The following is a 23,556-nucleotide window of genomic DNA, read 5'->3' as shown; positions in this document are numbered from 1 at the left end:
CCGTGTGTCCTTGGCGGTGGGCGTCTGCCCGGTGCCGATGAGGGGGATATGCGCCTCTGAGCCCTCACGATCAACGAACGAAACCGTGAAATACTGCATATCTACGCGCGCCTGCGCACAGATTGCCCGCCCTTCCGCACGCCCCTCACGGCGTCGCGACGGACCCTCACGCCCCCGCGACCGCGCCCCCCCGATCCTGCAACGAAACCCGCCCGCGCCCCCGCACCGGCACCGCGCCCGGCCCCTCCTTCTTCTGGCCAAAAATACTCAAATCCCGCCCGGGCCACCTACACCGCCGCCCACAGCAAGCCCCCACCCGAGCCACCAGCCCACCAGCCCGCCGCGCGGGGGCCACGCCCCCGCGCCCCCGGCGTCAGACCGTGTAATTCAGCGCCAGCCGTCCGCCGTCGACATAAATCGTCTCTCCGGTCACGTAACTGGCTTTGGGCGAGGCCAGGAACGCCACGACGTCGCCGATCTCGCGGGCGGTGCCCGGGCGCTTGAGCGGCGTGCGGGACATGGCGCGGTCGAAAGCGGCGGGGTCGGCGTTCACGGACGCCATCATCTCCGTGTCGATGGAGCCCGGCCCCACCGCGTTCACGCGGATGTTGTGGGGCGCCAGCGCCAGGGACGCCACCTTGGTCAACTGCATCACGCCGCCCTTGGAGGCGCAGTAGCCCGCGATCTGCGGGATGGCGACCTGGGCGTTGATCGAGGACATGTTGACGATCGCGCCCTCGATGCCCTGCGCCACCATGGTCCGGGCCGCGCGTTGCGTGGCCAGGAACACGCCCACGAGGTTGACGTCCAGCACCTTGCGGAACTGCGCCTCGGACATCTCCAGGAAGTCCGCGCCGATCGCGATGCCCGCGTTGTTGACGAGCACCGAGACCGGGCCGACCTCGGCTTCGATTCGGTCGAAGAGGTCGGCGATCTGGGCCGGATCCCCCATGTCGCAGACATAGCCATGGCCTCCGAGGCGCGCGGCCTCTTCGGTGACGCTCTCTTTCAGGTCGGCCAGGACGACGCGGCAGCCGTCTTCGGCCAGGGCCTCGGCACAGGCCAGGCCGATGCCCTGGGCGGCGCCGGTGATGAGTGCGATGCGATCGGTCATGGGATCCTCCGGTGGTGATGCCGGACAGGGATGGCCGGGTGCGCGGCCCGCGTCAACGGATGGGGATAGTCGTTTCGATCCGGTCGATCTCGACACCGTCCCGCAGCAGCACTGCCTCGCCGCGATAGAGCCCGCCGCGCAATTGCGCGGCCGTGAGCCGCCGCCCCGCCGCGCGGAAGAGTTCCGCCTGGGTGCGCTCCAGCCTCGTCTCGTGAGCGAAGATCTCTTCTTCTTCAACGCCCTGGATGCGCAGCCGGATCGTGTCGCCCGCCCGGCCGCCGAAGAGATAGGCCCAGACGACGAGCGCCGGGGCGGTGACGGGCAGGCGGGCGGCATCGGCCGTCCCGGCCTTGACGGCCTCGAAGCTGGGGACGGCGTCCGCCAGGCCGATGGAGAGGAAGCCTCCCGGCTGATAGTCCGGCGGATCCTGCCAGAGTCCGGCGGGAAACGGATCGATCACGGCACCATCGCGGCGGACCGACAGATGGACATGGGGAAATTGGGTGCGGCCGGACAGCCCGACGCGCCCGACCGGATCGCCCGCCCGCACTCGGTCGTCCTGCGTCACGCGGACGGAACCCTGGGCTAGATGGCAGAGCTGCGTCTCCCATCCGCCGGGATGGGCGAGGACGATGCCGTTGCCACAATCCTGGCCCGCGACCTCGGACGGGTCGGCCATGATGCGGTCCGGGACGCCATCGCGGGTGGCGCGCACGATGCCATCGGCGGGTGCGAGGACGAGGACACCGGCCGCCATCGCCTCCAGATCGGCGACGCGGATATCGGTGCCGCGATGGCCGTCATAGCTGAGCGGGCCGCCGCTGTGGTCGGCCGCGCCCGGGCCGGGATCGGTGTCGACATATTGCTGGATGAAGCAGGTCTCGCCGAGGCGGCAGTCGAGCGGAAAACGCAGCGTAATGTCTTGGGCCGATGCCGCATGCGCGAGCATCAGCGCCGCCATGGTGAGCGCCGCGCTTCTAAAGAGGCGCCTCGGCGTCATCGCCGAGGCGGCCAGGCCTTCGACCGAAGAGGTGCGGAGGGCTCGGCCCTCGATCCCCGGCCCAGGGCTGGAACGCGAAAAGGCCCCCACGGCGGGGGGCCTTCCTTGCGAGCGCTTGGGCAGAGCGCCGATCACTCGGCCGTCAGCAGCGGCGGCTTCTTGTTGGAGATTTTCGGCGCGCCCGGTTCCTCGATGCGCAGCTCCAACTCGCCGTTTTTCACGCCGACCTTCACAAGCCCGCCTTTGGCCAGCTTGCCGAAGAGAAGCTCCTCGGCGAGCGGCTTCTTGACGTGCTCCTGGATGACGCGGCCCAGGGGGCGCGCGCCCATCTTGTCGTCGTAGCCCTTGTCCGCGATCCATTCGGCTGCGGCGCGGGTCAGTTCGATGGTGACGCCGCGGTCCAGAAGCTGCGCCTCCAGCTGTAGGACGAACTTCTCGACGACCTGCAGGATCGTGTCCTTCGGCAGGGGCGCGAAGCTGACGATCGCGTCCAGGCGGTTGCGGAACTCGGGCGTGAAGGTCCGCTCGATGGCGGCGGTATCCTCGCCCTCGCGCCGGTCACGACCGAAACCGAGCGGCGCGCGCGCCGCATCCGAGGCGCCGGCATTCGACGTCATGATCAGGATGACGTTTCGGAAATCCACCGCCCGGCCGTTATGGTCGGTCAGCTTGCCGTGATCCATCACCTGCAGCAGCACGTTGAACACGTCCGGATGCGCCTTTTCGATCTCGTCGAGCAGCAGCACGCAGTGCGGGTGCTGGTCGACGCCGTCGGTCAGCATGCCGCCCTGGTCGAAGCCGACATAGCCCGGAGGCGCACCGATCAGCCGCGAGACCGCGTGCTTCTCCATGTATTCCGACATGTCGAAGCGCAGCATCTCGACGCCGAGCGTATCGGCGAGCTGTTTGGCCACCTCGGTCTTGCCGACGCCGGTCGGACCCGCGAACAGGTAATTGCCGATGGGCTTTTCCGGCTCCCGCAGGCCCGCGCGGGCCAGCTTGATCGCCGAGGCGAGCGCCTCGATCGCCGGATCCTGACCGAAGACGACGCGCTTGAGCGAGCCTTCCAGGTCGCGCAGCACCTCTTGGTCGTCCTTGGAGACGTTCTTGGGCGGGATGCGGGCGATCTTGGCGACGACGGCCTCGATCTCTTTGACGCCGATGGTCTTGCGACGCTTCGACTCGGCCACCAGTGCCTGGGCGGCGCCGGCCTCGTCGATCACGTCGATGGCCTTGTCGGGCAGCTTGCGGTCGTTGACGTAGCGCGCGCTCAGTTCCACCGCCGACTTGATGGCGTCGGCCGTGTATTTGATCGAGTGGTGATCCTCGAAGCGGCTCTTGAGCCCCTTCAGAATCTTCACCGTATCCTCGACCGAGGGCTCGTTGACGTCGATCTTCTGGAACCGGCGGCTGAGCGCGCGGTCCTTCTCGAAGTGCTGACGGAACTCCTTGTAGGTGGTGGAGCCCATGGTGCGCAGCTTGCCGCCCTGAAGCGCGGGCTTCAGGAGGTTGGAGGCATCCATCGCGCCGCCGGAGGTGGCGCCCGCGCCGATCACAGTGTGGATCTCGTCGATGAACAGCACCGCGTCGGGATGTTCTTCGAGCTCGGTGACGACGGCCTTCAACCGCTCCTCGAAATCGCCGCGATAGCGGGTGCCCGCCAGCAGCGCGCCCATGTCGAGCGAGTAGATCGTGGCGCCGGCCAGCACATCGGGCACTTCGCCTTGCGTGATCTTATAGGCCAGACCCTCGGCGATGGCCGTTTTGCCAACGCCCGGGTCGCCCACCAGCAGCGGGTTGTTCTTGCGCCGGCGGCAGAGCACCTGGATCGAACGCTCGACCTCGTGGTCGCGGCCGATCAGCGGATCGACATCGCCTTCTGACGCCTTCTTGTTGAGGTCGACGCAATACTTGGCCAGCGCGCTTTCGCGGTTTTCGGAGGGGTTGGGACCGCTCTCGCTGCCTTGCGCCTGCTCTTCCGGCTCTTCCGCGCCCTGAACGGGGCGCGCCTCGCCGAATTCGGGATCCTTGGCGACGCCGTGGGCGATGAAGTTGACCGCATCGTAACGCGTCATGTCCTGCTCTTGCAGGAAATAGGCGGCGTTCGATTCACGCTCGGCGAAGATGGCGACGAGCACGTTGGCGCCCGTCACCTCGGTGCGGCCAGAGGACTGCACGTGGATGGCGGCGCGCTGGATCACGCGCTGGAATGCGGCGGTCGGCACCGCTTCGGAGCCTTCGACCTCGGTCACGAGGGTCGAAAGGTCGTCCTCGATGAACTCCTCCACGGTTTGGCGAAGCTCTTCGAGATTCACCCCGCAGGCCTGCATCACGCGGGCCGCGTCGGGCTCATCGATCAGGACAAGCAGCAGGTGTTCCAGGGTGGCCAGTTCGTGACGGCGCGCGTTGGCCTGCGCGAGGGCCGCGTGGATGGCTTGTTCCAGAGTATTCGAGAACGAGGGCATGATGTTCTCCTTCAGCCGTCGGCAGCACATGGGAGTATGGGCCGCGTCTCCTTAAGTTTTGGTTGTCGTCCAACGGGCTTCAACCTTTTTCTGACCTGTCTCCGCTAACAGTGACCTGCCAGTGATGCGCAAGCGACGATAAACGATGCCTCAGAAGGCATCCTTTGCACGGCGAGCCGCGGCAAAGGTATCTGCGTCACTTTTTCCGATGGTCCCCGTCGCCGCCTTGATCGCGTCCACATGGCTGCGCAGGAACGGGTTGGTGCTGCGTTCTTCGCCAAGGGTCGACGGCACGGAAGGCGCCCCTTCCGCGTTCAGGGCCGCGACCTCGGCTGCCCTAGAATTAAGCGCCGGATTGCCGGGTTCAAGGGTGGCCGCGAAGGCGAGATTGGAGGCCGTATATTCGTGCCCCGACGCGATGAGCACCGCGTCCGACAGCGCGGCGAATTGCGAGAGACTTTCGTGCATCCGCCCTGGCGTGCCCTCGAACAGGCGGCCGCAGCCCGCGGCCATCAGGCTGTCGCCGGTAAAGGCCACGTCGTCGAACACATAGGCGATATGCCCGATCGTGTGCCCCGACACGTCCCAGACCTGCGCCTCGTCGTCGCCAAGCCGGATCGTTTCGCCGGGGCGGATGGGGTGGTCGAGCGGGGGCAGGCGCGCCGCGTCCTCGGCATTGCCCCAGACCTTCGCGCCGGTCGCGTCCACCAGATCGGCCACGCCGTCGACATGGTCCCAGTGATGATGCGTCAGCAGGATGTCGGTCAGCGACCAGCCCCGCTCCTCCAGCGCGGCCAGGATCGGCCCCGCTTCCGGCACGTCGACGACCGCGACTCGGTCGCCCGTGCGGAAAAGAAAGGCGTAATTGTCCTTCAGGCAGGGGATCGTCACGAGGCTGGGGGCGAGGGTCATGGTATTCTCCGGTTTGCACGATAAGGATGACGGCGAATGAGGCCATAACAAGGGCTGACATGCATCTCGATGTGCTCGATCTGCGGCACTTCTATTACCGGACGCGCCTGGGTCGGGCCGCGCAGAAGGCGGTCCGCGACCGCCTGGTGGAGCTTTGGCCCGAAGTGAAGGGGCGCACGGTGGCGGGGTTCGGCTTCGCCGTTCCGCTGCTGCGGCCCTTCTTGCCGGACGCCCGCCGGGTCATCGGGCTGATGCCCGCGCCGCAAGGGGTGATGCATTGGCCCGCCGGCATGGAGAACGTCTCGGTCCTGGTCGAGGAGACGCTCTGGCCGCTGGAGACGGGGTCGGTGGACCGACTCGTTCTGCTGCACGGGCTGGAGACGTCGGAGAATCCTAACGCCCTTCTCGATGAATGCGCCCGGGTGCTGGGCCCCGGGGGGCGGGCGGTCTTCGTTGTGCCGAACCGCTCGGGTCTTTGGGCGCGGCGCGACGGGACGCCTTTCGGATTCGGGCGGCCCTATTCGCGGCGCCAGCTGGAGGCACAGGTCACGGCGGCGGGGCTCATCCCCGAGCGTCATCTGGCTGCGCTCTTCGCACCGCCCAGCGAGAGCAAGTTCTGGCTGCGCTTCGGCGGGCTGGCGGAGCGGCTGGGCCAGCGGCTGTCGCGGTCGGGCGGGGGCGGGGTCATGCTTCTGGAGGTGTCGAAGCAGGTGCCCGCCCGCCCGCGCACCGGCCTGGCCGAGCGGGTCCAGCGGCCCTTGCGCGTGCTGGAAGGCGTGCCGGAGCCGACGGCGGCGGGGCGCAACGTCGAAGGTCAGGCCCGGTTGGGTCTGCGCGTGCGGCCGCCGCGCGCGGGCTGAGGTGCTGCGCGGCGGTGTGCCGTGCCGCCGGGGAGCGGCATCGGGAGCGTCCGAAGAGATTCGCCCGGAGGCGGATGCGCGCGACTCGCCCCGCTGCATCGCGGCGGGCCGGTCCGCCGCAATGCAGCAGTTCGTCCATTAAACTGCGACGAAACGCTGCGCGGCAACGCGCGCGGCGTAGTTGCAGGGTCCGAGACCCTCTGCTAGAGGGAGCGCGATTTCGGGGTCGGGCCTCACGCGGGCCGGATCGAAAGGGGCGAGCCGGGGGGACCGGGGCTGCCCGAAAGACTGTCGAAAGGGTGGACGTGTCCGAACCAGCTTCGATTTCGACGGGGATTGCCGAGCGCTATGCGCAGGCCGTCTTCGAACTCAGCCGCGAGGGCGATGGCCTGAGTAAACTGGAACAGGACGTGGCCGATCTCGGCGCGGCCATCGGTGAGAGCGAGGACCTGCGCGAGGTGCTCACCTCTCCGGTGATCAGCCGTGCCGAACAGGGCGCCGCGATCACCGCCGTGGCGGAAAAGATGGGCCTGTCGGAGACCATGCGCAACGTGCTTGCGCTGATGGCGTCCAAGCGCCGGCTCTTCGTCGTGCCTGCCATGGTCCGCGTCCTGCGCGACCGCCTGTCCGACGAGAAGGGCGAGGTGCTCGCCGAAATCCGCAGCGCGACCCAGTTGTCGGACGACCAGCGCGGTCGGCTGGCCGAGGCGCTCAAGTCGTCGACCGGCAAGGACGTCAAGCTAGATGTCACCGTCGATGAGGCGCTGATCGGCGGTCTTGTCGTCAAGGTCGGTTCCCAGATGATCGACACCAGCATCCGCGCGAAGCTGAACGCGCTCCAGAACACGATGAAAGAGGTCCGTTAACATGGCGATCCAGGCTGCCGAAATTTCGGCCATCCTCAAAGAGCAGATCAAGAATTTCGGCCAGGATGCCGAGGTCGCCGAAGTCGGCCACGTGCTGTCGGTCGGTGACGGCATCGCGCGCGTCTACGGTCTCGACAACGTCCAGGCGGGCGAGATGGTCGAGTTCCCGGGCGGTATTCAGGGCATGGCCCTGAACCTCGAGAGCGACAATGTCGGCGTCGTGATCTTCGGCTCCGACCGCGACATCAAGGAAGGCGACACGGTCAAGCGCACGAACTCGATCGTGTCCGTGCCCGCCGGCCCCGAACTGCTCGGCCGCGTCGTCGATGGTCTCGGCAACCCGCTGGACGGCAAGGGCCCGATCAACGCCACCGAGAGCCGCGTGGCCGACGTCAAGGCGCCCGGCATCATCCCGCGTAAGTCGGTGCACGAGCCGATGGCGACCGGCCTGAAGTCCGTCGATGCCATGATCCCGATCGGCCGCGGCCAGCGCGAATTGATCATCGGCGACCGTCAGACCGGCAAGACCGCCGTCGCGCTCGACACGATGCTCAACCAGAAGAGCTACAACGACGCCGCCAAGGACGATTCGGAAAAGCTCTACTGCGTTTATGTCGCCGTCGGCCAGAAGCGCTCGACCGTGGCGCAGCTGGTGAAGCGCCTGGAGGCCTCCGGCGCGATCGACTACTCGATCATCGTGGCCGCCACCGCCTCCGACCCGGCGCCGATGCAGTTCCTGGCGCCCTATGCCGCGACGGCGATGGCCGAGTACTTCCGGGACAACGGCAAGCACGCCCTGATCGTCTATGACGACCTCTCCAAGCAGGCCGTCGCGTATCGCCAGATGTCGCTGCTGCTGCGCCGTCCGCCGGGCCGCGAAGCCTACCCGGGCGACGTGTTCTACCTCCACTCCCGCCTACTGGAGCGCTCCGCGAAGCTGTCGGAAGAGTTCGGCGCGGGCTCGCTGACGGCGCTGCCGATCATCGAGACCCAGGGCGGCGACGTGTCGGCGTTCATCCCGACCAACGTGATCTCGATCACCGACGGCCAGATCTTCCTCGAAACCGACCTGTTCTTCCAGGGCATCCGCCCGGCCGTGAACACCGGCCTGTCGGTTTCGCGCGTGGGATCCTCGGCGCAGACCAACGCGATGAAGTCGGTCGCGGGTCCGGTCAAGCTGTCGCTGGCTCAGTATCGCGAGATGGCGGCCTTCGCGCAGTTCGGCTCCGATCTCGACGCCTCGACCCAGCGCCTGCTGGCCCGTGGTGCACGCCTGACCGAGCTGATGAAGCAGCCGCAGTATTCGCCGCTGACCAACGCCGAGATCGTGACGGTCATCTATGCCGGCACCAGCGGCTATCTCGATAAGGTCGCCGTTTCGGATGTCGGCCGCTGGGAAGCCGGCCTGCTCAGCCACATGCGCGGCAAGGGCAAGGCGGTGCTGGACTGGATCACGAACGAGGATCCCAAGATCAAGGGCGAGGCTGAGGAAAAGCTGAAGGCCGAAATCGACGCCTACGCCAAGACCTTCTCGTAAGGTGGTCCGATGCCCAGTCTGAAGGACCTCAAAAATCGGATCGACTCCGTAAAGTCGACCCGCAAGATCACCAAGGCCATGCAGATGGTCGCGGCGGCCAAGCTCCGCCGCGCCCAGGACGCTGCCGAGGCGAGCCGCCCCTACTCGGAGCGGTTCAACGCCGTGCTCTCGTCGCTGGCCGCTTCGGTCGGCGACACTGAGGGCGCGCCGCGCCTCCTGGCGGGGACCGGCTCGGACCAGACCCACCTCCTGGTGGTGATGACCTCCGAACGGGGCCTTTGCGGCGGCTTCAACGCCAACATCTCCAAGCTCGCGCGTCAGCGGATCGGTCAACTCAAGACTGCCGGCAAGACGGTGAAGATCCTTACCGTCGGCAAGAAGGGCCGCGACGCGCTGCGCCGCGACTACGAGGACCTTTTCGTCGGCCATGTCGACCTGTCCGACGTCAAGCGGATCGGCTATGGCGATGCGTCCAAGATCGCGGCCGACGTCCTCAAGCGCTTCGAGGATGGCGAGTTCGACGTGGCCACGATCTTCTTCGGGAAGTTCGAATCGGTCATCTCGCAAAAGCCCACCGCCCAGCAGATCATCCCCTTCGAGGTGCCCGAGGATGCCGATACCGGCGCTCTCTACGACTACGAGCCCTCGGAAGAAGCGATCTTGGCCGACCTGCTGCCGCGCGGTGTCGCCACGGCGATCTTCTCGGCGCTGCTGGAGAACGGCGCGTCCGAGCAGGGCGCGCGCATGTCCGCCATGGACAACGCGACGCGGAACGCCGGCGACATGATCGAACGGCTCACCATCGAGTACAACCGCTCGCGCCAGGCCGTCATCACCAACGAGCTGATCGAAATCATTTCGGGCGCCGAGGCGCTCTGAACCGAAGCAACGGAGACATCACATGGCTACCGGAAAAGTCACCCAAGTCATCGGCGCCGTCGTGGACGTTCAGTTCGACGACGCGCTGCCGGAAATCCTCAACGCGCTCGAGACCGACAACCACGGCAACCGCCTGGTTCTGGAGGTCGCGCAGCACCTCGGCGAGAACACCGTCCGCACGATCGCCATGGACTCGACCGAAGGTCTCGTCCGCGGCCAGTCCGTGACCGACACGGGCGAGGCCATTAAGGTGCCGGTCGGCACCGCGACGCTGGGCCGGATCCTCAACGTCACCGGCGACCCGATCGACGAGAAGGGCCCGGTCGAGGCCGATGAATATCGCGCCATCCACCAGCCCGCTCCGAACTTCTCGGATCAGGCGACCGAGGCCGAAATTCTCGTCACCGGCATCAAGGTCATCGACCTGCTCGCCCCCTACTCCAAGGGCGGCAAGATCGGTCTGTTCGGCGGCGCCGGCGTGGGCAAGACGGTTCTCATCCAGGAACTGATCAACAACATCGCCAAGGTGCACTCGGGCCTGTCGGTCTTCGCCGGCGTGGGTGAGCGGACCCGTGAGGGCAACGACCTCTACCACGAGATGATCGAATCGGGCGTTCTGACCCCCGACAACCTGCCCGACTCCAAGATCGCGCTGGTCTTCGGTCAGATGAACGAGCCGCCGGGTGCCCGTGCCCGTATCGCGCTGACCGGTCTGACCATGGCCGAGCAGTTCCGCGACGCGACCGGCGCGGACGTCCTGTTCTTCGTCGACAACATCTTCCGCTTCACCCAGGCCGGCTCCGAAATGTCGGCGCTGCTGGGCCGGATCCCCTCGGCGGTGGGCTACCAGCCGACCCTGGCCACCGACATGGGCGCCATGCAGGAGCGGATCACCTCGACCAAGAACGGCTCGATCACCTCGATCCAGGCCGTCTACGTCCCTGCGGACGACCTTACCGACCCGGCCCCGGCCACGACCTTCGCGCACCTCGACGCGACGACGGTTCTCAGCCGCGCCATCTCCGAGCTGGGCATCTACCCGGCCGTGGACCCGCTCGACTCGACCTCGCGTCTCATGGATCCGCAGATCCTCGGTGAGGAGCATTATCAGGTCGCGCGCGACGTGCAGGGCATTCTGCAGCGCTACAAGTCGCTTCAGGACATCATCGCCATTCTCGGGATGGACGAACTGTCGGAAGAGGACAAACTGACCGTGGCCCGCGCCCGGAAGATCCAGCGCTTCCTGTCGCAGCCCTTCGACGTGGCCAAGGTGTTCACCGGCTCCGACGGGGTGCAGGTGCCGCTCGCCGATACGATCGCGTCGTTCAAGGCCGTCGTCGCCGGGGAGTACGATCACCTGCCCGAGGGCGCCTTCTACATGGTCGGCGGCATCGACGACGTGAAGGCCAAGGCCGAGCGGATGGCGGCTGAGGCGGCCTGAACCGTCTCCGCGACGCCGTGTAGACACGACGTTTTCCTGACCCCGTGACCTCTGTCACGGGGCCAGTTTTTTTCCCCGGAGGCCACCAGCGCAGGATGAGAAAGGGCAAGTCGATCATCGTGATCGGGGGCTCGAACTCGGTCAAGCCGTCGGGCTGGACGAAGGAGCTGGCGAATCGGGCGGTCTGGGCGTCGGATGGCTACGCGCTACGCAATCTGTCGGCGGGGGCGAACAGTTCGCTCATGGGGCTAAGCCGTCTGATCGAGGGGCCCTTGCCCCAGCCGGACGAGAACCCCGTCGTGGTGTGGGAATACGCGATCAACGATGTCGTCAACCTAGGCTACGAGGATCGCATGACCTGCGAGGTCCTGCTGGCCAATGTCGAACGCATCGTCCGGGAATGCCTGCATCGCGGGTTGGCCTTCGTCCCCCTCGTCCTGCGCGAGCACGACGCCCTCACCGGGGATCTGGCGGCCAATTACTATGCGGGCCTCGCGCGGCTCTTCGCGCATTACGACCTCGTGGTCGCCGACGCGACGGAGCGGCTTCTCGCCCTCGTGGACGGATCCGCCGAGGCGCTCTATTCCGACCCGCTCCATTTCCGGGCCCGGCGCCCCAGCCGGACCATTGCGAACTGCGTCATCCGCGCGGTGCAGGAGGCGCGGCCGCCGGCCTCCGTGCCGCCGCTCCATCTCGAGCGCGACGTATCCCATGTCTTCCTCGACCGCTTCGAAGGGGTCGAGCGTCGGACCTTCACCAACAGCCTGCTCAGCATCGACTATCACATGGTCGGGGAGGGGCCGGCCCTGGCCGATCCGCTGGAGGTCGATGCGCGGCTGCTCGGCGTCGCGGGGCTCTGCTATCTGCGCGCGGGGCCCATCGCGGTCATGGCGCGGCGGAACACGGTGCATCTCATGACCTCGCCCCGGGCGGGCAAGATCAACCCGCAACTGCGTCTCGTCCCCGTCGAATCGCTGCTGGGGGAAGGCTTGCCCGTGCCCGCGGGCGCGCGGGTCGGCGTCCAGTATTCCGGCGCCGTGCGATCCCATGCGGCCTCGAACTTCCTGCCGTCCCGGCCGGGGCAGCAGTTGGAGGCGAAATTCGGTCTCCAGGGTCTCCTGCTGGAAGTGCCGGCCGCGCCGCCGGAGCAACTTGAAGCCGTGCCCCAGCAAGGGTAGACCGCACCAAACCGTCAGGAGTTGATCCATGAAGTTCGAACTCGTCTCCCCCGAGCGCAGGCTGACGTCGACGGAGGACGCGACCGCCGTGCGCCTGCCCGGAACGGAAGGGGACATGACCGCGATGGCCGACCACGCGCCGACCATCACCTCGCTGCGTCCCGGCATCCTGACCGTCGAGGCCGGTGGCACCGAGGACAGCTATGCCGTCACCGGCGGCTTTGCCGAGATCGGCGCGGGCGTCACCGTCCTGGCCGAGCGGGCGCTGCATGTCTCGGACGTCACCCAAGAGGTCCTGGACGAATGGCTCGCCGAAGCGAAGCAGGCTCATAAGGAAGCCCACGAGGCAGGCGGGGCCGAAGGCGCCGTCGACGCCGCGGCCAAGCTGGTCGCCGACATGGTCGCGATGGGTGGCCATATCGGACTGAGCGCGGACGCGTCCAGCCTCTGAGGCGATCCGGTAAATTTTCCAAAGGCCCCGTGCATTGCGCGGGGCCTTTGCGGTTTTGGGGCCATTTGGGGAGAGGCCGATGCGGCGACTTCGTAACCATATGATCGGGATCGATCAGGGCTCTGAAATGCTGTTTTCGGATTTCGCCGAGGGCGGTCCGATGTGGGTTGGCGAGGGGCCGCGTGAGGTTCGCTGCCGCGTGACCTTCTCCGAACCGTTCCGGTCGCCGCCCGCGCTCATGACCGGCCTTGCGCTGCTCGATATCGACAGTTCCGCGAATCTCCGTCTGGACCTGAGCCATGGCGAGGTCACGCGCGAGGGGGCGGAGTTGATTCTGAAGACCTGGGGCGACAGTCGTCTGGCGCGCCTCCGGGCCGACTGGAGCGCCATCGGAGAGGTGGCCGGTTCGGACGAGTGGGACTTGTATTGATACGCATCCGCCTTTGACAGCCGCGCGCGGGGCGCGGTCTATGGCGGCCATGAAGGTTTTCATCAACGGGTTCGGGCGGATCGGCCGGTCGATCCTCAGGGCGCATCTGGCCGGGGCGGGGCCGGATCTGGAGGTCGTGGGCATCAATGACATCGCGCCGCTAGAGACCTGCGCCTATCTCTTCCGCTATGACAGCGTGTTCGGGCCCTATCCGGGTGAGGTGCGGGGGGGCGACGCGGTGCTACGTGTCGCGGGCCGCGCGATCCCGTTCCACCGCACGCCGGATCTGCGGACCCTGTCGCTGGCCGGGGTCGATGTCGTGCTCGAATGCACCGGCCGCACCGAACAGCGCGCCGAGGCCGAGCGCGGATTGCTTGCGGGGGCGGGCCGCGTCCTGATGTCTGGCCCATCCGGGATCGCGGATGCGACCATCGTGCTGGGGGCCAATGAGGGCGAGCTGCGCTCCGATCACCGGATCGTCTCCAACGCCTCCTGCACGACAAATGCGGTCGCGCCGCTGCTGGCGGTGCTGGACCGGGCCTTCGGGATCGAGAGCGGGTCGATGACGACGATCCATTGCTATACCGGCAGCCAGCCGACCGTGGACATGGCGATGGGCGGGCCGCCCGCGCGCAGCCGGGCGGCGGCGCTGTCGATGGTGCCGACGACGACCAGCGCGGGACGGCTCGTGGCCCAGGTCTTGCCGCATCTCGCGGGCCGGGTGCCCTGTCAGTCGGTCCGGGTGCCTGTGGCCAGTGTGTCGGCTGTGGATCTCGTCTTCCTGCCGAAGAGGGCGGTCACGCCCGATGAGGCGAACGCCGCCATTGCCGGGGCGGGCGGCGTCATCGGGGTGGAGCGGGATCCGGTCGTCTCGTCCGATCTGCGTGGCCGCCCCGAGAGCCTCATCCACATGCCCGCCGAGACCCGGGCCGCCGCGGGCGGGCTGATCCGGGTCTTCGGCTGGTATGACAACGAATGGGGCTTCGCCAACCGTATGATCGAGATGGCGCTCAGGATGGGCGCGGGAGCCTGAGGAGATCCGCCGCCGCGATGAGGTGGCCCTCGAACTCCTGCGGGTGGGCCGCATAGTTGAAGACGAAGCGCTCCGTTCCCGTGTCGCGCACGCGCAGCCCGTCGGGCAGTTCGATCGTTCCCAGCCCCGCTTCCCGCGCCAGCATGCCCAGCAGGCGCCGCGCCGCGTCACGGTCCGGCCAACCGGTCAGGTGGAAGCGTCGCCCGGCGCGCAGCAGGACCGGGGTGCCGTCCGCGGTCCGCTCGATCACGTCGGCCTCCGTCTCGAGATGTTCGAGCCAGAGCTTGATCGCCCCGCCCCGTTCCAACTGGCGCCGGTCGGGGAAGGTCTCCTCCATGACCGATTGGGCTGGGAGGCCAGGCAGGTCGGGGCCGAGCGGTGTGCGGATCGCGATCTCGGGCGATTTCAGGTCGGTGCGCGGGCCTGTCAGGACGAGGCCCGGCGCGGCGGCGATGGCGGCGCGCAGGGCGTCGCTCAAATTCAGCAGGCCGGGCACCAGCGTCAGGGCATAGCCCGACAGGTCCGCGCTGTCCGGAGGCAGGATATCGACGGACAGGCCCAGGCCCCGGAGCCCGCGATAGAGGTCCAGGCACAGGCCGAAATGGTCGAAGCCCTGGCCCTGCGGCTGCACCTCCCAGGCCCATTGCGAGGCGTAGTCGAAGACCAGCGCGACGGGCGCTCGGACCGGCGCGACCTCGGGGGCTTCGGCCAGTTCGCGCGCGACCTGCGCCGCCTCGTGGAAGCCCTGAGCGGGGGCGCTGTCGGGGCGCAACAGCCCCGCATGCTGCTGCTCCTGCGCCATCGGCGCCTGGCGCCAGCGAAACCAGCAGACCGCCTCGGCCCCATGGGCGAAGGCCTCCCAGGACCAGAGCCGCACCATGCCGGGCAGAGGCGCGGGGTTCCAGGGCGCCCAGTTCACCGGTCCGGGCTGCTGCTCCATCACCCACCAGCGGTCCCGTCCGACGGCGCGGTAAAGGTCGTGGTGGAACGCCTGGAAATCGGGGTCGCCCTGGCGGAGATAGGCCTGCTTATCCGCCTCAGACGCGCCGACCCGGTCCAGAAGGAACCCCATCGGGTAGCTGTCCCAGGAGGCGATATCGAGATCGGCGCCCACTTCGTAATGGTCGAACTCGGTCACGCGGCCCATGTAGTTATGGGCGATGGGGGCATCGGAATGGGCGCGGATCGCGTCCACCTGGGCACGGTTGAAGGCCACCACCTCGTCGCTGGCGAAACGGCGGAAGGCCATCGCGTGGGAGGGGTTCGGCTCGGTCACGGTGAGGTTCGGCAGGTCGATCTCGTCGAAGGAGGCATAGTCCATCGACCAGAACACGTTGCCCCAGGCGGCGTTGAGCTGATCCGTCGTCTGGTAGCGGCGGCGCAGCCAGTCGCGGAAGGCGTCACGGGCGGCGTCGGAATAGCTGAGCACGGTGTCGTGGCAGCCGTATTCGTTGTCGGTCTGCCAGGCCGCCACCCGGTCGCCGTAGCGCTCGGCCATCAGCGTGGCGATGCGCACCGCTTCCTTGCGGTAGCCGCGATGGCTGAAGCAGTAATGCCGGCGGGAGCCGAAGCCGCGCGGGTGCCCCTGGGCGTCGACGGCCAGCATGTCGGGATGCTTGGTCAGCATCCAGCGCGGCGGTGTGGCGGTCGGCGTGCCCATGACGACGCGCAGCCCCGCGCCGGTGAGCACGTCGACCGCGCGGTCCAGCCAGTCCCAGCGCAACGCGCCCGGCGCGGGCTCGATCTTCGACCAGGCGAATTCGCCGATGCGGACCCAGGTCAGGCCCAGATCGGCCATGCGGCGCGCGTCCTCCGGCCACCAGGCCTCGGGCCAGTGCTCCGGGTAATAACAGGTGCCCAGGGTCCGCGTCATGGCAGCACCACGCGGTGCTCGGGCTGGCCGGCGACGCCCAGATCCGCGACCCAGGTGCGCCCGGCGCCAGGCTGATTTGCCAGGGACTCCACCGGCACGCCCTGCGTGGCGGAGGTGACGAACATCCGGGTCAGGTCTGGTCCGCCGAAGGCCGGGCAGGTCGTGTGCGCCGCCCCGCAGGAGAGCGCCCGACGGAAGCTGCCGTCCGGTCCGTGGCAGGCCACGCGCCATGCGCCCCATTGCGCGATCCACAGGTTGCCCTCGGCGTCGCAGACGGCCCCGTCGGGCGCGAGGCCCACGCCCGAGAAATCGGCGAAGACCTCGGGCTTGCCGGAGGGCCAGCCGGCCCGGTCGATCGGCTGACGCCAGACGACGCCGAGATGGGTGTCTGCGAAATAGGCTGTCAGCCCGTCAGGGGAGAAGCAGATCGTGTTCGGGATCGTCAGGTCCTGAAAGAGCTTGCGGATCTCACCCCGGAAATAGCGGTAGATCGCGCCCGCGCCCGGTTCGGCCTGTTTCCCCATGGTCCCGATCCAAAATCCGCCCACCGGGTCGGCGCGGCCGTCATTGGAGCGGGTGACGGGGTTGTCGGCCTCCAGTTCCGCCAGCCGGTCGAAGCGGCACGAAGGAATGTCGAGGCGCCAGATCCCGGTTTCGCCCGCGACGAACAGCGTGTCGCGGTCGACCCAGCCTGCCGCGCTCACCATCTCCGGGGCGGGGAGGCGGCGGGTTTCGTCGCCTTCGCGGGTCAGCAGGGTCGACTCGAGAATGTCGAACCAGAACAATTGCTCGCGCTCCGGGTGCCAGAGCGGGCCCTCGCCCAAGCGGCAGACCGTCTCGTCGTAGATCCGCGCGGCGATCATGCTGCAACCGCGTCATAGGCGGCGACGATGGCGGCGGCGCGGGCGGCGATCTCTTCGGTGGAGATGCCAGGGGAATAGAGCGCTGTGCCCAGTCCGAAGCCCGCCGCCCCTGCGGCGATCCAGTCGGCGAAGTTCTCGGGCCCCGCGCCGCCCACCGCATAGACCGGGATCTCGGGCGGCAGCACGGCGCGCATCGCCTTGAGCCCGCCGGGCCCGGCCATGCTGCCGGGGAAGAGCTTGAGCCCCGTGGCGCCCGCGCGGATCGCGGCGAAGGCCTCGGTGGGGGTGAACACGCCGGGCCAGCTTTCCAGCTTGCGCGCGACGGTTCGAGCGATGACGGCCGGATTGGCGTCTGGCGAGACGATGATGCGCCCACCCGCATCGGCCACCGCGTCGACCTGACCGGCGGTCAGGACGGTGCCCGCGCCGATCTTGGCACGGTCGCCATGGGCCTCGGCCATCGCCTGGATGGAGCGGAGCGGGTCGGGCGAGTTGAGCGGCACCTCGATCGTGGTGATGCCCGCCTCGATCAGGGCGGCACAGGCCTCGGTGGCCTGGTCTGGCGCGATCCCGCGCAGGATGGCGATGAGCGGTCGGGTCATGGCAAGTCCTTGGCGGCGGTCAGTCCGGCGAGAGTCATGGCCTCGGCCGGCAGAAGTTTCGGGATGAGTCCCTGCGCGCGTAGCGCGGCATCGTAGGCGCGGGTCGTGCGCTCGGAGCCGGTGATGACCACGTCGCGGCCCAGCCACCAGGGCCGGGTCGCGGCCAGCTCCGCCCCGATCAACAGGCCGGAGAGGATGGAGCGGGCGATGGCGGCATCCTGTCCATAGAGCAGATCCGCGGCACGGAGTTCGAACAGGCGCGCAGCCAGCGTCTCGGGGCGGGAGAGCGCGTCGGAGACCGCTTCCAGGAAGGGCGCCTCTTCCCAGCCGTCACCGGTCAGGGAATGGCGCAGGACGGTGTGGGTCGAGAGGGTGGCGAAGAGTTCTCCGGTCATCACCGTGCGGAAGCTGATCACCTCACCGGCCGAGAGATGGGCCCATTTGGTGTGGGTTCCGGGCAGGCAGGCGATCCCGTCGAAATCGGGCTTTTCGGCCAGGATGCCCGCGATCTGCGTCTCCTCTCCGCGCATGACGTCCGGGTGGGGGGCGGTCTGCTTCAGGCCAGGCACGATGCGGACATCGAGCCGGGCGTCCTGCGTCGCCACGCGTGTCAGCCCCGCGCCCAGCGGCTTGGCGGGCAGGGCGGCATAGGGCGCCTCGGCCCAGCCTTGCCGCGCGCCGACCATGCCGCACGCCACGATCCGGGTCGGCCCCTCGATCCAGTCGCCGACCAGCTCCAGCAACGCGGCCTCGAAGGCGCCGGGGGCGAGCACGCCCATGCCCTTGCCGCTGGCCCGGGTCTCCCGGTCGGGCATCAGCGTGGCGCGCAGGGTACTCGTGCCCCAATCGACGGCGATCCAGCGGGTCATGCTACCCCGTTACCACGACGCCGCCATCGACGACCATGGCCTGTCCGGTCATCATACGGGACGCGTCGGAGGCGAGGAACAGGGTCGGGTTCACGATGTCCTCGGGCTTCAGGTGCTCCTTCAGGCATTGCCGGTCGAGATGGGCGGCGAGGCCCTCGGGGTCGGCCCACATGTCGAGCTGTTTCTGGGTCAGCACCCAGCCGGGGGCCAGGGCATTGACGCGGATGCCGTCGGGCCCGAACTCCCGCGCAAGGCTGCGCGACATGGCGGTGATGCCGCCATTGGAAGCGGTGTAGATCGGGTATCCCGCATTCCCCATCATGTAGGAAATCGAGCTGAAATTGACGATATGGCCGCCCCCCGCCGCCTGCATCCCCCGGATCGCGTGCTGGCAGGCGAAGAAATAGGACTTGAGGTTGATCGACTGAGACCAGTCGTAGAACGCTTCGTCGACCTCCAGCGTCTTGTGGCGCTGGTCGTTGGCCGCGTTGTTGACGAGGCGGGTGATGGTGCCATGCGCCTCGGCCGCCCGGTCCATCGCGGCCCGCAGGCCGGCGATGTCGGTGACGTCGCCCTGGAGGAAGAGCGGGCGATTGCCGGTGGCCTGCTCCATCTCATCGACGAAGGCGCTGGCGTCGGAGCGGCCGATGAAAGCGACGCGGGCCCCCTGGCGCAGGAACCCCTCGGTCAGGCTGGCGCCGATGCCGGAGCCGCCGCCGGTGATGAAGACCGAGGCGTCGCGGAGGTCGGGATAGGTGGGGGCAGTCATGATCGGACCTTTCGAGTCGGGCGGGACGGGGGGCGAGTCGGGCGGGACTGGGGCGCTGCGGGCGCGGAGCGGGGGAAGGGGGGCTCTGCCCCCCGTCGGCGGGGCCGACTCCCCCCGAGGTATTTCCGGCAAGATGAGGGAGTGGCCGTGGGTGCGGTTGCGGGCGAGGGGAGGGTCAAAGGCGGCGGCCCTCCAGCACCCACATCGTTTCGGGGAAGTGCCAGGGCAGGACCGGGCCATGGCCCATTAGCCAGGCGCCGGGCAGGTCGACGGGGCCGTCCTTGAGCGCGGGCATGCCGCGGCTGAGCGCGGGGGCGTCGGCCCGATTGATCAGCTCGATCCGGTAGGTCGCCTCCGGGTCGAGCGCGGTTAGGGGCAGAGGGCGGGGCAGGATTTGAGAGGAGGTCGCGGCCTTGCCCGCGAAGACCACGAAGCGCGCGCCGTCGGGGGCGAGCTGCTGCTCGGCGATCACGGCGGGGTCGGGGCTGTCGAGACGGTGGATGTCGGCGCGGGTCATCCAATCGCGATTGCGCTTCCACCAGGCGGTCACGTCGCGCAGGACCTGCGCCTCGTGCTCGGTCAGCTCGCGCGGGTCCATCTCGAAGCCCATATGGCGCTGGGCGGCCACCCAGGCGCGCAGGGAGATGTCGAGGGTCCGACCGCTGGTGTGGCAGCGGCGCGGGCCGACATGGGAACCGGTGACGGCGAACGGCAGGAACAGCGCGGCGTCGTGCTGTATGCGCAAGCGCTCCAGTGCGTCGTTCGAGTCGCTGAGCCAGACGCGCTGGGTCCGCTGAAGGATGCCGAAATCGATGCGGCCGCCGCCGGAGGCGCAGCTCTCGATCTCGATCTTCGGGAAGTCGGTGCGGAGGCGGTCGAGCAGGGCATAGGTGCCGCGGGTCTGGTCCGCATCCGGGGCAGGCAGGACGCGATTATGGTCCCATTTGACGTAGTCGATGGTGTGGTTGCGGAAGATCGCGGAGAGTGCCGCGTGGAGGTGGTCGCGCACCTCCGCCTGCGCCATGTCGAGCACCATCTGCTGGCGGCCGAGAGTCTGGTCGGCGGCGCCCAGCGCCCAGTCCGGGTGGGCCCGGTAGAGGTCGCTGTCGGGGTTGATCATCTCCGGCTCGACCCAGAGGCCGAAGGTCATGCCGAGCCGGTGGACGTGATCGATGAGCGGCTGGAGCCCGTCGGGCCATTTGCGCCGGTCTATCTGCCAGTCGCCGAGGCCGCTCGTGTCGTCGTCGCGGCGGCCGAACCAGCCGTCATCAAGCACGAAGCGCTCGGCGCCAAGAGCGGCGGCGCGGGTGGCGATTTCGGTCAGGACGGGCAGCTGGTGGTCGAAATAGACGGCCTCCCAGCAATTGTAATGGACGGGGCGCGGCGTGTCGGAGGTCCAGCGCACGATGCGGTCCCGGACGTGGCGCTGGAAGGCCAGGGCGCAGCCGTTGAGGCCGGCGGCGGAGTAGGTGACGAAGAGCGGCGCGCTCTCGAACCGTGTGGCGGGGCGGGGCTCGGTCGTGGTGGCGTGGCCCCATTGGATCTGGCGGCGGCCGTCGGGCAATTCCTCGGCGATCATTCGATGGCCGCCGGACCAGCCGTAATGGAAGGCCCAGGCCTCGCCCCGCGTGTTGCTTGTGCCGGTGCCGGGAACGAGCAGGCCGGGGAAATGCTCGTGGCCCGTGCGGCCTGTCCGGTTCTCGCGGACATGGAGCCCGGGGGACCAGGGGGTGCGGTTGAGCTGGAACTCTCCGATCCAGCGGCCGGCCACGTCGATCATTTCCTGGCTCTGCTGGGGGCCGGGCAGGACGGGCGCGGCGAGCCAGTCGAGATGAACCGGGCGGTCGGCCTCCAGCGCCGTCTGTAGCGTGATGACACGGGTGTCGGGGTCAGAGCGCAGGTGCAAGGCGAGCGTCAGGCCATGGGCCGCGTCGCGGTAGCGCAGGATCATCAGCCCGTCATGGGCGTCTTCCGACGCGTAGGCGAAGCGGGGTAGGATCGGCGTGCCGTCCCCGGCGCGCAGGCTCAGGCCGGGTTGGCCGGGGAAGGACCGGCTTGCCTCGGGGCAGAGGGACAGGTCCGGGGTCTCGTCCAGCATTCCGCCGGTGACGTCGATGGCCTGGGCGGCGTGGAGCGTTGCGAGATCCGCATCGCGGGGCAGGGGGGCGCCCCAATAGACCACTTCCGGCAGCCGGTCGCCGACTGCCGACAGGATCATTGTCTGGTGGCTGTCATCCAGCCGCCAGCAGCGATTTGGCACGACCGTGCGGGCGCCGGTCGCGCCGAGAGGAAGCGCGTCGGACATGCTTACTTGACCGCGCCGAGGGTGAGGCCCGCGATGAAGTGCTTCTGCATCAGGAAGAACATGGCGACGGGCGGCAGGGCCGCGACGATGCTGCCCGCGCTCATCAGGTGATAGGCGGCGCGGTATTGCGAGTTGAAGGCGGTGATGCCCGCCGTGACAGGCTGGCTGTCGGGGCCTTGGGTCAGAACGATGGCCCAGAAATAGTCGTTCCAGATGAAGGTGAAGACCAGCACGGCCAGCGCGGCGATGGCGGGCTTCATCAGCGGCATGACGACGAACCAGAAGATGCGCCATTCGGCGACGCCCTCGACCCGGGCCGCCTCAATCAGCGGATAGGGCAGGGCGCGGATGAAGTTGCGCATGAAGAGCGTGCAGAAGCCGGTCTGGAACGCGATGTGGAAGAGGACGAGGCCGGTCTTGGTGTCATAGAGGTTCAGGTCGATTGTCAGGTCGCGGACGGGGACCATCAGGATCTGGAAGGGCACGAAGTTGCCCGCGATGAACATGAAGAAGATCAGAAGGTTGCCCTTGAACTTGTAGACACCCAGGGCAAACCCCGTCATCGAGGCCAGAGCGACGGTGCCGATCACGGTGGGGATCGTGATCAGCAGCGAGTTCAGCAGGTAGCGCGGCATGTCGCTGTCGAAGAACACGCGCGAATAGTTCGGGATCAGGTCGAAGCTCGACGGCATGCCCCAGTAATTGCCGCTGGAGAAATCCGCCTCGGGGCGGACGGAGAAGAGCATCACCGCGATGAGCGGCAGCAGCCAGAGAATGAGAACGACCGGGAGCGCGGCCTTGTAGGTAGCCTGGGCCGCGGCGGATTGGGTCTGGATCGGACGGGGGAACATGTCAGAGGGCCTCGCGAACGGATTTCGGCAGCTTGGCGCGGAGGGCGTCGAACGCGGCGCGGGTCATTGGGAGCCTCCTTGGTAGGGCGGGGTTAACCCCGCCCTACGGGGCCTGCGGGCCGGGCTCACCGCCGCGCCTCCTGCTCGTCGCGATACATCGACCACAGGAAGTAGGCGATGAAGACCAGCATGATGAGGAACAGAACGACCGCGATGGCCGCGCCATAGCCCATGCGGAAGCCGAACTCGGCCAAAGCCTTTTCGAACATGTAGAAACTGAGCACCCGTGTGGAGCCGAAGGGGCCGCCATTGGTCATGATCGAGATCAGATCGAAGGACCGCAGCGCGCCGATGATCGTCACGACGAAGGCGATGAAGGTGGCGGGCTTCAGTTGTGGGATGATGACATACCAGAGCATCCGCCAGCCCTTGGCGCCGTCGAGGCGGGCGGCCTCGACCTGCTCGGGGTCAACGGCGTTGAGGCCGGTCAGGTAGAGGATCATGCAATAGGCCGTCTGCGGCCAGAGGCCGGCCGCGATGATGCCATAGGTGGCGAGATCCGGGTCGCCCAGGATGTTGATCGAGGTCCCGAACCAGCCAAGCACCACGTTCAGAAGGCCCACTTGCGGCAGGTAGAACCAGCTGAACACCAGGCCCACGACGACCTGGGAGATCACGAAGGGAAAGAAGAACAGCGACTTGTAGAGACGGATGCCGGTCACCGTCTGGTTGAGGAACAGCGCGATGGCCAGGCCCAGAGGGATCGCCAGGAGGTAGAGGACCAGCCATTTCAGGTTGTTCCAGAACGAGACCTCGAAGGCGCGGTCGGTTGCCAGCTCTCGATAATTGTCCAGGCCGATGAAGGTCGCCTCGCCCAGCCCGTCCCAGCGATAGAGTGAGATGTTGAAGCTCTGGAAGATCGGGAAGACGACGTAGACCGCGAAGAACAGCAGGCCTGGCGCGAGGAACAGCCAGGGAGTCACGCGGATCTCGTTGCGCTTGTACCAGGACCGGGTGTCGGCGGGCGGATGCGTGTCGGGGACGGCGGGGGTGGGCGTGGTCATGCGGCGTCTCCGGTTGGGGATGCGGTCTCGTCAGGATCGATCCGGCATGGAACGGTGCGGCGGTGATGTGGGGCGGGGGGGCAGGAACGGGCTCGGCCCGAGTTTTCGTCCGCGTTCAGGTCCTGGAAGGGCTGCGATACGTGCAAAAGACAGGGCTCGATGCGTTGCCGCCGGCCCGCGTCACGGCGGGCCGC

The 23,556-nt window shown here is 67.9% G+C and carries 21 protein-coding genes; 9 read left to right on the top strand and 12 right to left on the bottom strand.

The window, feature by feature from the left end:
- Positions 1-373: 373 nt before the first annotated feature.
- The 4 genes from DTQ71_RS18105 to gloB all read right to left on the bottom strand — a co-directional run bounded on the left by DTQ71_RS18105 (position 374) and on the right by gloB (position 5,491).
- A complete protein-coding gene (locus DTQ71_RS18105) occupies positions 374-1,114 on the bottom strand; it encodes an SDR family NAD(P)-dependent oxidoreductase (protein ID WP_109565710.1) in 741 nt (246 codons plus the stop codon).
- A gap of 52 nt (positions 1,115-1,166) precedes the next feature.
- Positions 1,167-2,114, bottom strand: coding sequence for a M23 family metallopeptidase (locus tag DTQ71_RS18100; RefSeq protein ID WP_172500070.1), 948 nt, complete (start codon positions 2,112-2,114; stop codon positions 1,167-1,169).
- 131 nt (positions 2,115-2,245) lie between these two features.
- Positions 2,246-4,579, bottom strand: a complete 2,334-nt coding sequence (clpA, locus tag DTQ71_RS18095) for an ATP-dependent Clp protease ATP-binding subunit ClpA (protein ID WP_109565718.1) — start codon at positions 4,577-4,579, stop codon at positions 2,246-2,248.
- A 150-nt stretch (positions 4,580-4,729) separates the two neighbouring features.
- Positions 4,730-5,491 (bottom strand): hydroxyacylglutathione hydrolase, encoded by a 762-nt coding sequence (gene gloB, locus DTQ71_RS18090; RefSeq protein ID WP_109565708.1) that lies wholly within the window; start codon positions 5,489-5,491, stop codon positions 4,730-4,732.
- Positions 5,492-5,550: 59 nt separating this feature from the next.
- Between gloB and DTQ71_RS18085 the strand changes: the two genes are divergently transcribed.
- The 9 genes from DTQ71_RS18085 (at position 5,551) to DTQ71_RS18045 (ending at position 14,166) form a co-directional block, all read left to right on the top strand.
- The gene (locus DTQ71_RS18085) at positions 5,551-6,351 is read left to right on the top strand and encodes a class I SAM-dependent methyltransferase (protein ID WP_109565707.1); all 801 of its coding nucleotides are present in this window, start codon (positions 5,551-5,553) and stop codon (positions 6,349-6,351) included.
- A 305-nt stretch (positions 6,352-6,656) separates the two neighbouring features.
- Complete coding sequence (locus tag DTQ71_RS18080) at positions 6,657-7,217, top strand: F0F1 ATP synthase subunit delta (RefSeq protein ID WP_342768139.1); 561 nt, start codon at positions 6,657-6,659, stop codon at positions 7,215-7,217.
- A 1-nt stretch (position 7,218) separates the two neighbouring features.
- Complete coding sequence (gene atpA, locus DTQ71_RS18075) at positions 7,219-8,754, top strand: F0F1 ATP synthase subunit alpha (protein WP_109565705.1); 1,536 nt, start codon at positions 7,219-7,221, stop codon at positions 8,752-8,754.
- 9 nt (positions 8,755-8,763) lie between these two features.
- Entirely contained in the window at positions 8,764-9,633 is an 870-nt protein-coding gene (locus tag DTQ71_RS18070) for a F0F1 ATP synthase subunit gamma (RefSeq protein WP_109565704.1), read from the top strand.
- A gap of 22 nt (positions 9,634-9,655) precedes the next feature.
- Entirely contained in the window at positions 9,656-11,074 is a 1,419-nt protein-coding gene (gene atpD, locus DTQ71_RS18065; protein WP_109565703.1) for a F0F1 ATP synthase subunit beta, read from the top strand.
- Between the two features lie 95 nt (positions 11,075-11,169).
- Positions 11,170-12,252, top strand: coding sequence for an SGNH/GDSL hydrolase family protein (locus DTQ71_RS18060; protein ID WP_109565702.1), 1,083 nt, complete (start codon positions 11,170-11,172; stop codon positions 12,250-12,252).
- Between the two features lie 28 nt (positions 12,253-12,280).
- Positions 12,281-12,703, top strand: coding sequence for a F0F1 ATP synthase subunit epsilon (locus tag DTQ71_RS18055; protein WP_109565701.1), 423 nt, complete (start codon positions 12,281-12,283; stop codon positions 12,701-12,703).
- A gap of 79 nt (positions 12,704-12,782) precedes the next feature.
- A complete protein-coding gene (locus DTQ71_RS18050) occupies positions 12,783-13,133 on the top strand; it encodes an H-type lectin domain-containing protein (RefSeq protein ID WP_109565700.1) in 351 nt (116 codons plus the stop codon).
- Between the two features lie 40 nt (positions 13,134-13,173).
- A complete protein-coding gene (locus DTQ71_RS18045; protein ID WP_109565699.1) occupies positions 13,174-14,166 on the top strand; it encodes a type I glyceraldehyde-3-phosphate dehydrogenase in 993 nt (330 codons plus the stop codon).
- Here the strand turns inward: DTQ71_RS18045 and DTQ71_RS18040 are convergent.
- From DTQ71_RS18040 to DTQ71_RS18005, 8 genes are all read right to left on the bottom strand, one after another.
- Entirely contained in the window at positions 14,144-16,039 is a 1,896-nt protein-coding gene (locus DTQ71_RS18040) for a beta-galactosidase (protein ID WP_109565698.1), read from the bottom strand. The two genes, DTQ71_RS18045 and DTQ71_RS18040, sit on opposite strands and share 23 nt — an antisense overlap.
- A complete protein-coding gene (locus tag DTQ71_RS18035) occupies positions 16,036-16,902 on the bottom strand; it encodes an SMP-30/gluconolactonase/LRE family protein (protein ID WP_109565697.1) in 867 nt (288 codons plus the stop codon). Before DTQ71_RS18035 ends, DTQ71_RS18040 begins: the two co-directional genes overlap by 4 nt.
- Positions 16,899-17,504 (bottom strand): 2-dehydro-3-deoxy-6-phosphogalactonate aldolase, encoded by a 606-nt coding sequence (locus DTQ71_RS18030; RefSeq protein ID WP_109565696.1) that lies wholly within the window; start codon positions 17,502-17,504, stop codon positions 16,899-16,901. Before DTQ71_RS18030 ends, DTQ71_RS18035 begins: the two co-directional genes overlap by 4 nt.
- Positions 17,501-18,373, bottom strand: a complete 873-nt coding sequence (locus tag DTQ71_RS18025) for a 2-dehydro-3-deoxygalactonokinase (RefSeq protein ID WP_109565695.1) — start codon at positions 18,371-18,373, stop codon at positions 17,501-17,503. Before DTQ71_RS18025 ends, DTQ71_RS18030 begins: the two co-directional genes overlap by 4 nt.
- A gap of 1 nt (position 18,374) precedes the next feature.
- Complete coding sequence (locus DTQ71_RS18020) at positions 18,375-19,142, bottom strand: SDR family NAD(P)-dependent oxidoreductase (protein WP_109565694.1); 768 nt, start codon at positions 19,140-19,142, stop codon at positions 18,375-18,377.
- Between the two features lie 175 nt (positions 19,143-19,317).
- Positions 19,318-21,447 (bottom strand): alpha-galactosidase, encoded by a 2,130-nt coding sequence (locus DTQ71_RS18015; protein WP_109565693.1) that lies wholly within the window; start codon positions 21,445-21,447, stop codon positions 19,318-19,320.
- Between the two features lie 2 nt (positions 21,448-21,449).
- Entirely contained in the window at positions 21,450-22,298 is an 849-nt protein-coding gene (locus tag DTQ71_RS18010; protein WP_109565692.1) for a carbohydrate ABC transporter permease, read from the bottom strand.
- A gap of 125 nt (positions 22,299-22,423) precedes the next feature.
- Positions 22,424-23,362 carry a carbohydrate ABC transporter permease gene (locus tag DTQ71_RS18005; RefSeq protein WP_109565691.1) on the bottom strand — a complete coding sequence of 313 codons (939 nt, stop codon included), beginning with the start codon at positions 23,360-23,362 and terminating at the stop codon, positions 22,424-22,426.
- Positions 23,363-23,556: the final 194 nt, after the last annotated feature.

The sequence above is a fragment of the Jannaschia seohaensis genome (genome assembly GCF_900116765.1).
In the GTDB taxonomy this organism is placed as follows: domain Bacteria; phylum Pseudomonadota; class Alphaproteobacteria; order Rhodobacterales; family Rhodobacteraceae; genus Jannaschia; species Jannaschia seohaensis.
This window is presented reverse-complemented; position numbering and strand designations above follow the sequence as displayed.

Coding starts and splice junctions, on each gene's coding strand:
- DTQ71_RS18010 (WP_109565692.1), bottom strand. CDS start 22,298: ATGTTCCCCCGTCCGATCCAGACCCAATCCGCCGCGGCCCAGGCTACC.
- DTQ71_RS18070 (WP_109565704.1), top strand. CDS start 8,764: ATGCCCAGTCTGAAGGACCTCAAAAATCGGATCGACTCCGTAAAGTCG.
- DTQ71_RS18015 (WP_109565693.1), bottom strand. CDS start 21,447: ATGTCCGACGCGCTTCCTCTCGGCGCGACCGGCGCCCGCACGGTCGTG.
- DTQ71_RS18100 (WP_172500070.1), bottom strand. CDS start 2,114: ATGACGCCGAGGCGCCTCTTTAGAAGCGCGGCGCTCACCATGGCGGCG.
- DTQ71_RS18005 (WP_109565691.1), bottom strand. CDS start 23,362: ATGACCACGCCCACCCCCGCCGTCCCCGACACGCATCCGCCCGCCGAC.
- DTQ71_RS18025 (WP_109565695.1), bottom strand. CDS start 18,373: ATGACCCGCTGGATCGCCGTCGATTGGGGCACGAGTACCCTGCGCGCC.
- DTQ71_RS18055 (WP_109565701.1), top strand. CDS start 12,281: ATGAAGTTCGAACTCGTCTCCCCCGAGCGCAGGCTGACGTCGACGGAG.
- gloB (WP_109565708.1), bottom strand. CDS start 5,491: ATGACCCTCGCCCCCAGCCTCGTGACGATCCCCTGCCTGAAGGACAAT.
- DTQ71_RS18040 (WP_109565698.1), bottom strand. CDS start 16,039: ATGACGCGGACCCTGGGCACCTGTTATTACCCGGAGCACTGGCCCGAG.
- DTQ71_RS18030 (WP_109565696.1), bottom strand. CDS start 17,504: ATGACCCGACCGCTCATCGCCATCCTGCGCGGGATCGCGCCAGACCAG.
- atpD (WP_109565703.1), top strand. CDS start 9,656: ATGGCTACCGGAAAAGTCACCCAAGTCATCGGCGCCGTCGTGGACGTT.
- DTQ71_RS18045 (WP_109565699.1), top strand. CDS start 13,174: ATGGCGGCCATGAAGGTTTTCATCAACGGGTTCGGGCGGATCGGCCGG.
- atpA (WP_109565705.1), top strand. CDS start 7,219: ATGGCGATCCAGGCTGCCGAAATTTCGGCCATCCTCAAAGAGCAGATC.
- DTQ71_RS18035 (WP_109565697.1), bottom strand. CDS start 16,902: ATGATCGCCGCGCGGATCTACGACGAGACGGTCTGCCGCTTGGGCGAG.
- DTQ71_RS18050 (WP_109565700.1), top strand. CDS start 12,783: ATGCGGCGACTTCGTAACCATATGATCGGGATCGATCAGGGCTCTGAA.
- DTQ71_RS18020 (WP_109565694.1), bottom strand. CDS start 19,142: ATGACTGCCCCCACCTATCCCGACCTCCGCGACGCCTCGGTCTTCATC.
- DTQ71_RS18060 (WP_109565702.1), top strand. CDS start 11,170: ATGAGAAAGGGCAAGTCGATCATCGTGATCGGGGGCTCGAACTCGGTC.
- DTQ71_RS18105 (WP_109565710.1), bottom strand. CDS start 1,114: ATGACCGATCGCATCGCACTCATCACCGGCGCCGCCCAGGGCATCGGC.
- clpA (WP_109565718.1), bottom strand. CDS start 4,579: ATGCCCTCGTTCTCGAATACTCTGGAACAAGCCATCCACGCGGCCCTC.
- DTQ71_RS18085 (WP_109565707.1), top strand. CDS start 5,551: ATGCATCTCGATGTGCTCGATCTGCGGCACTTCTATTACCGGACGCGC.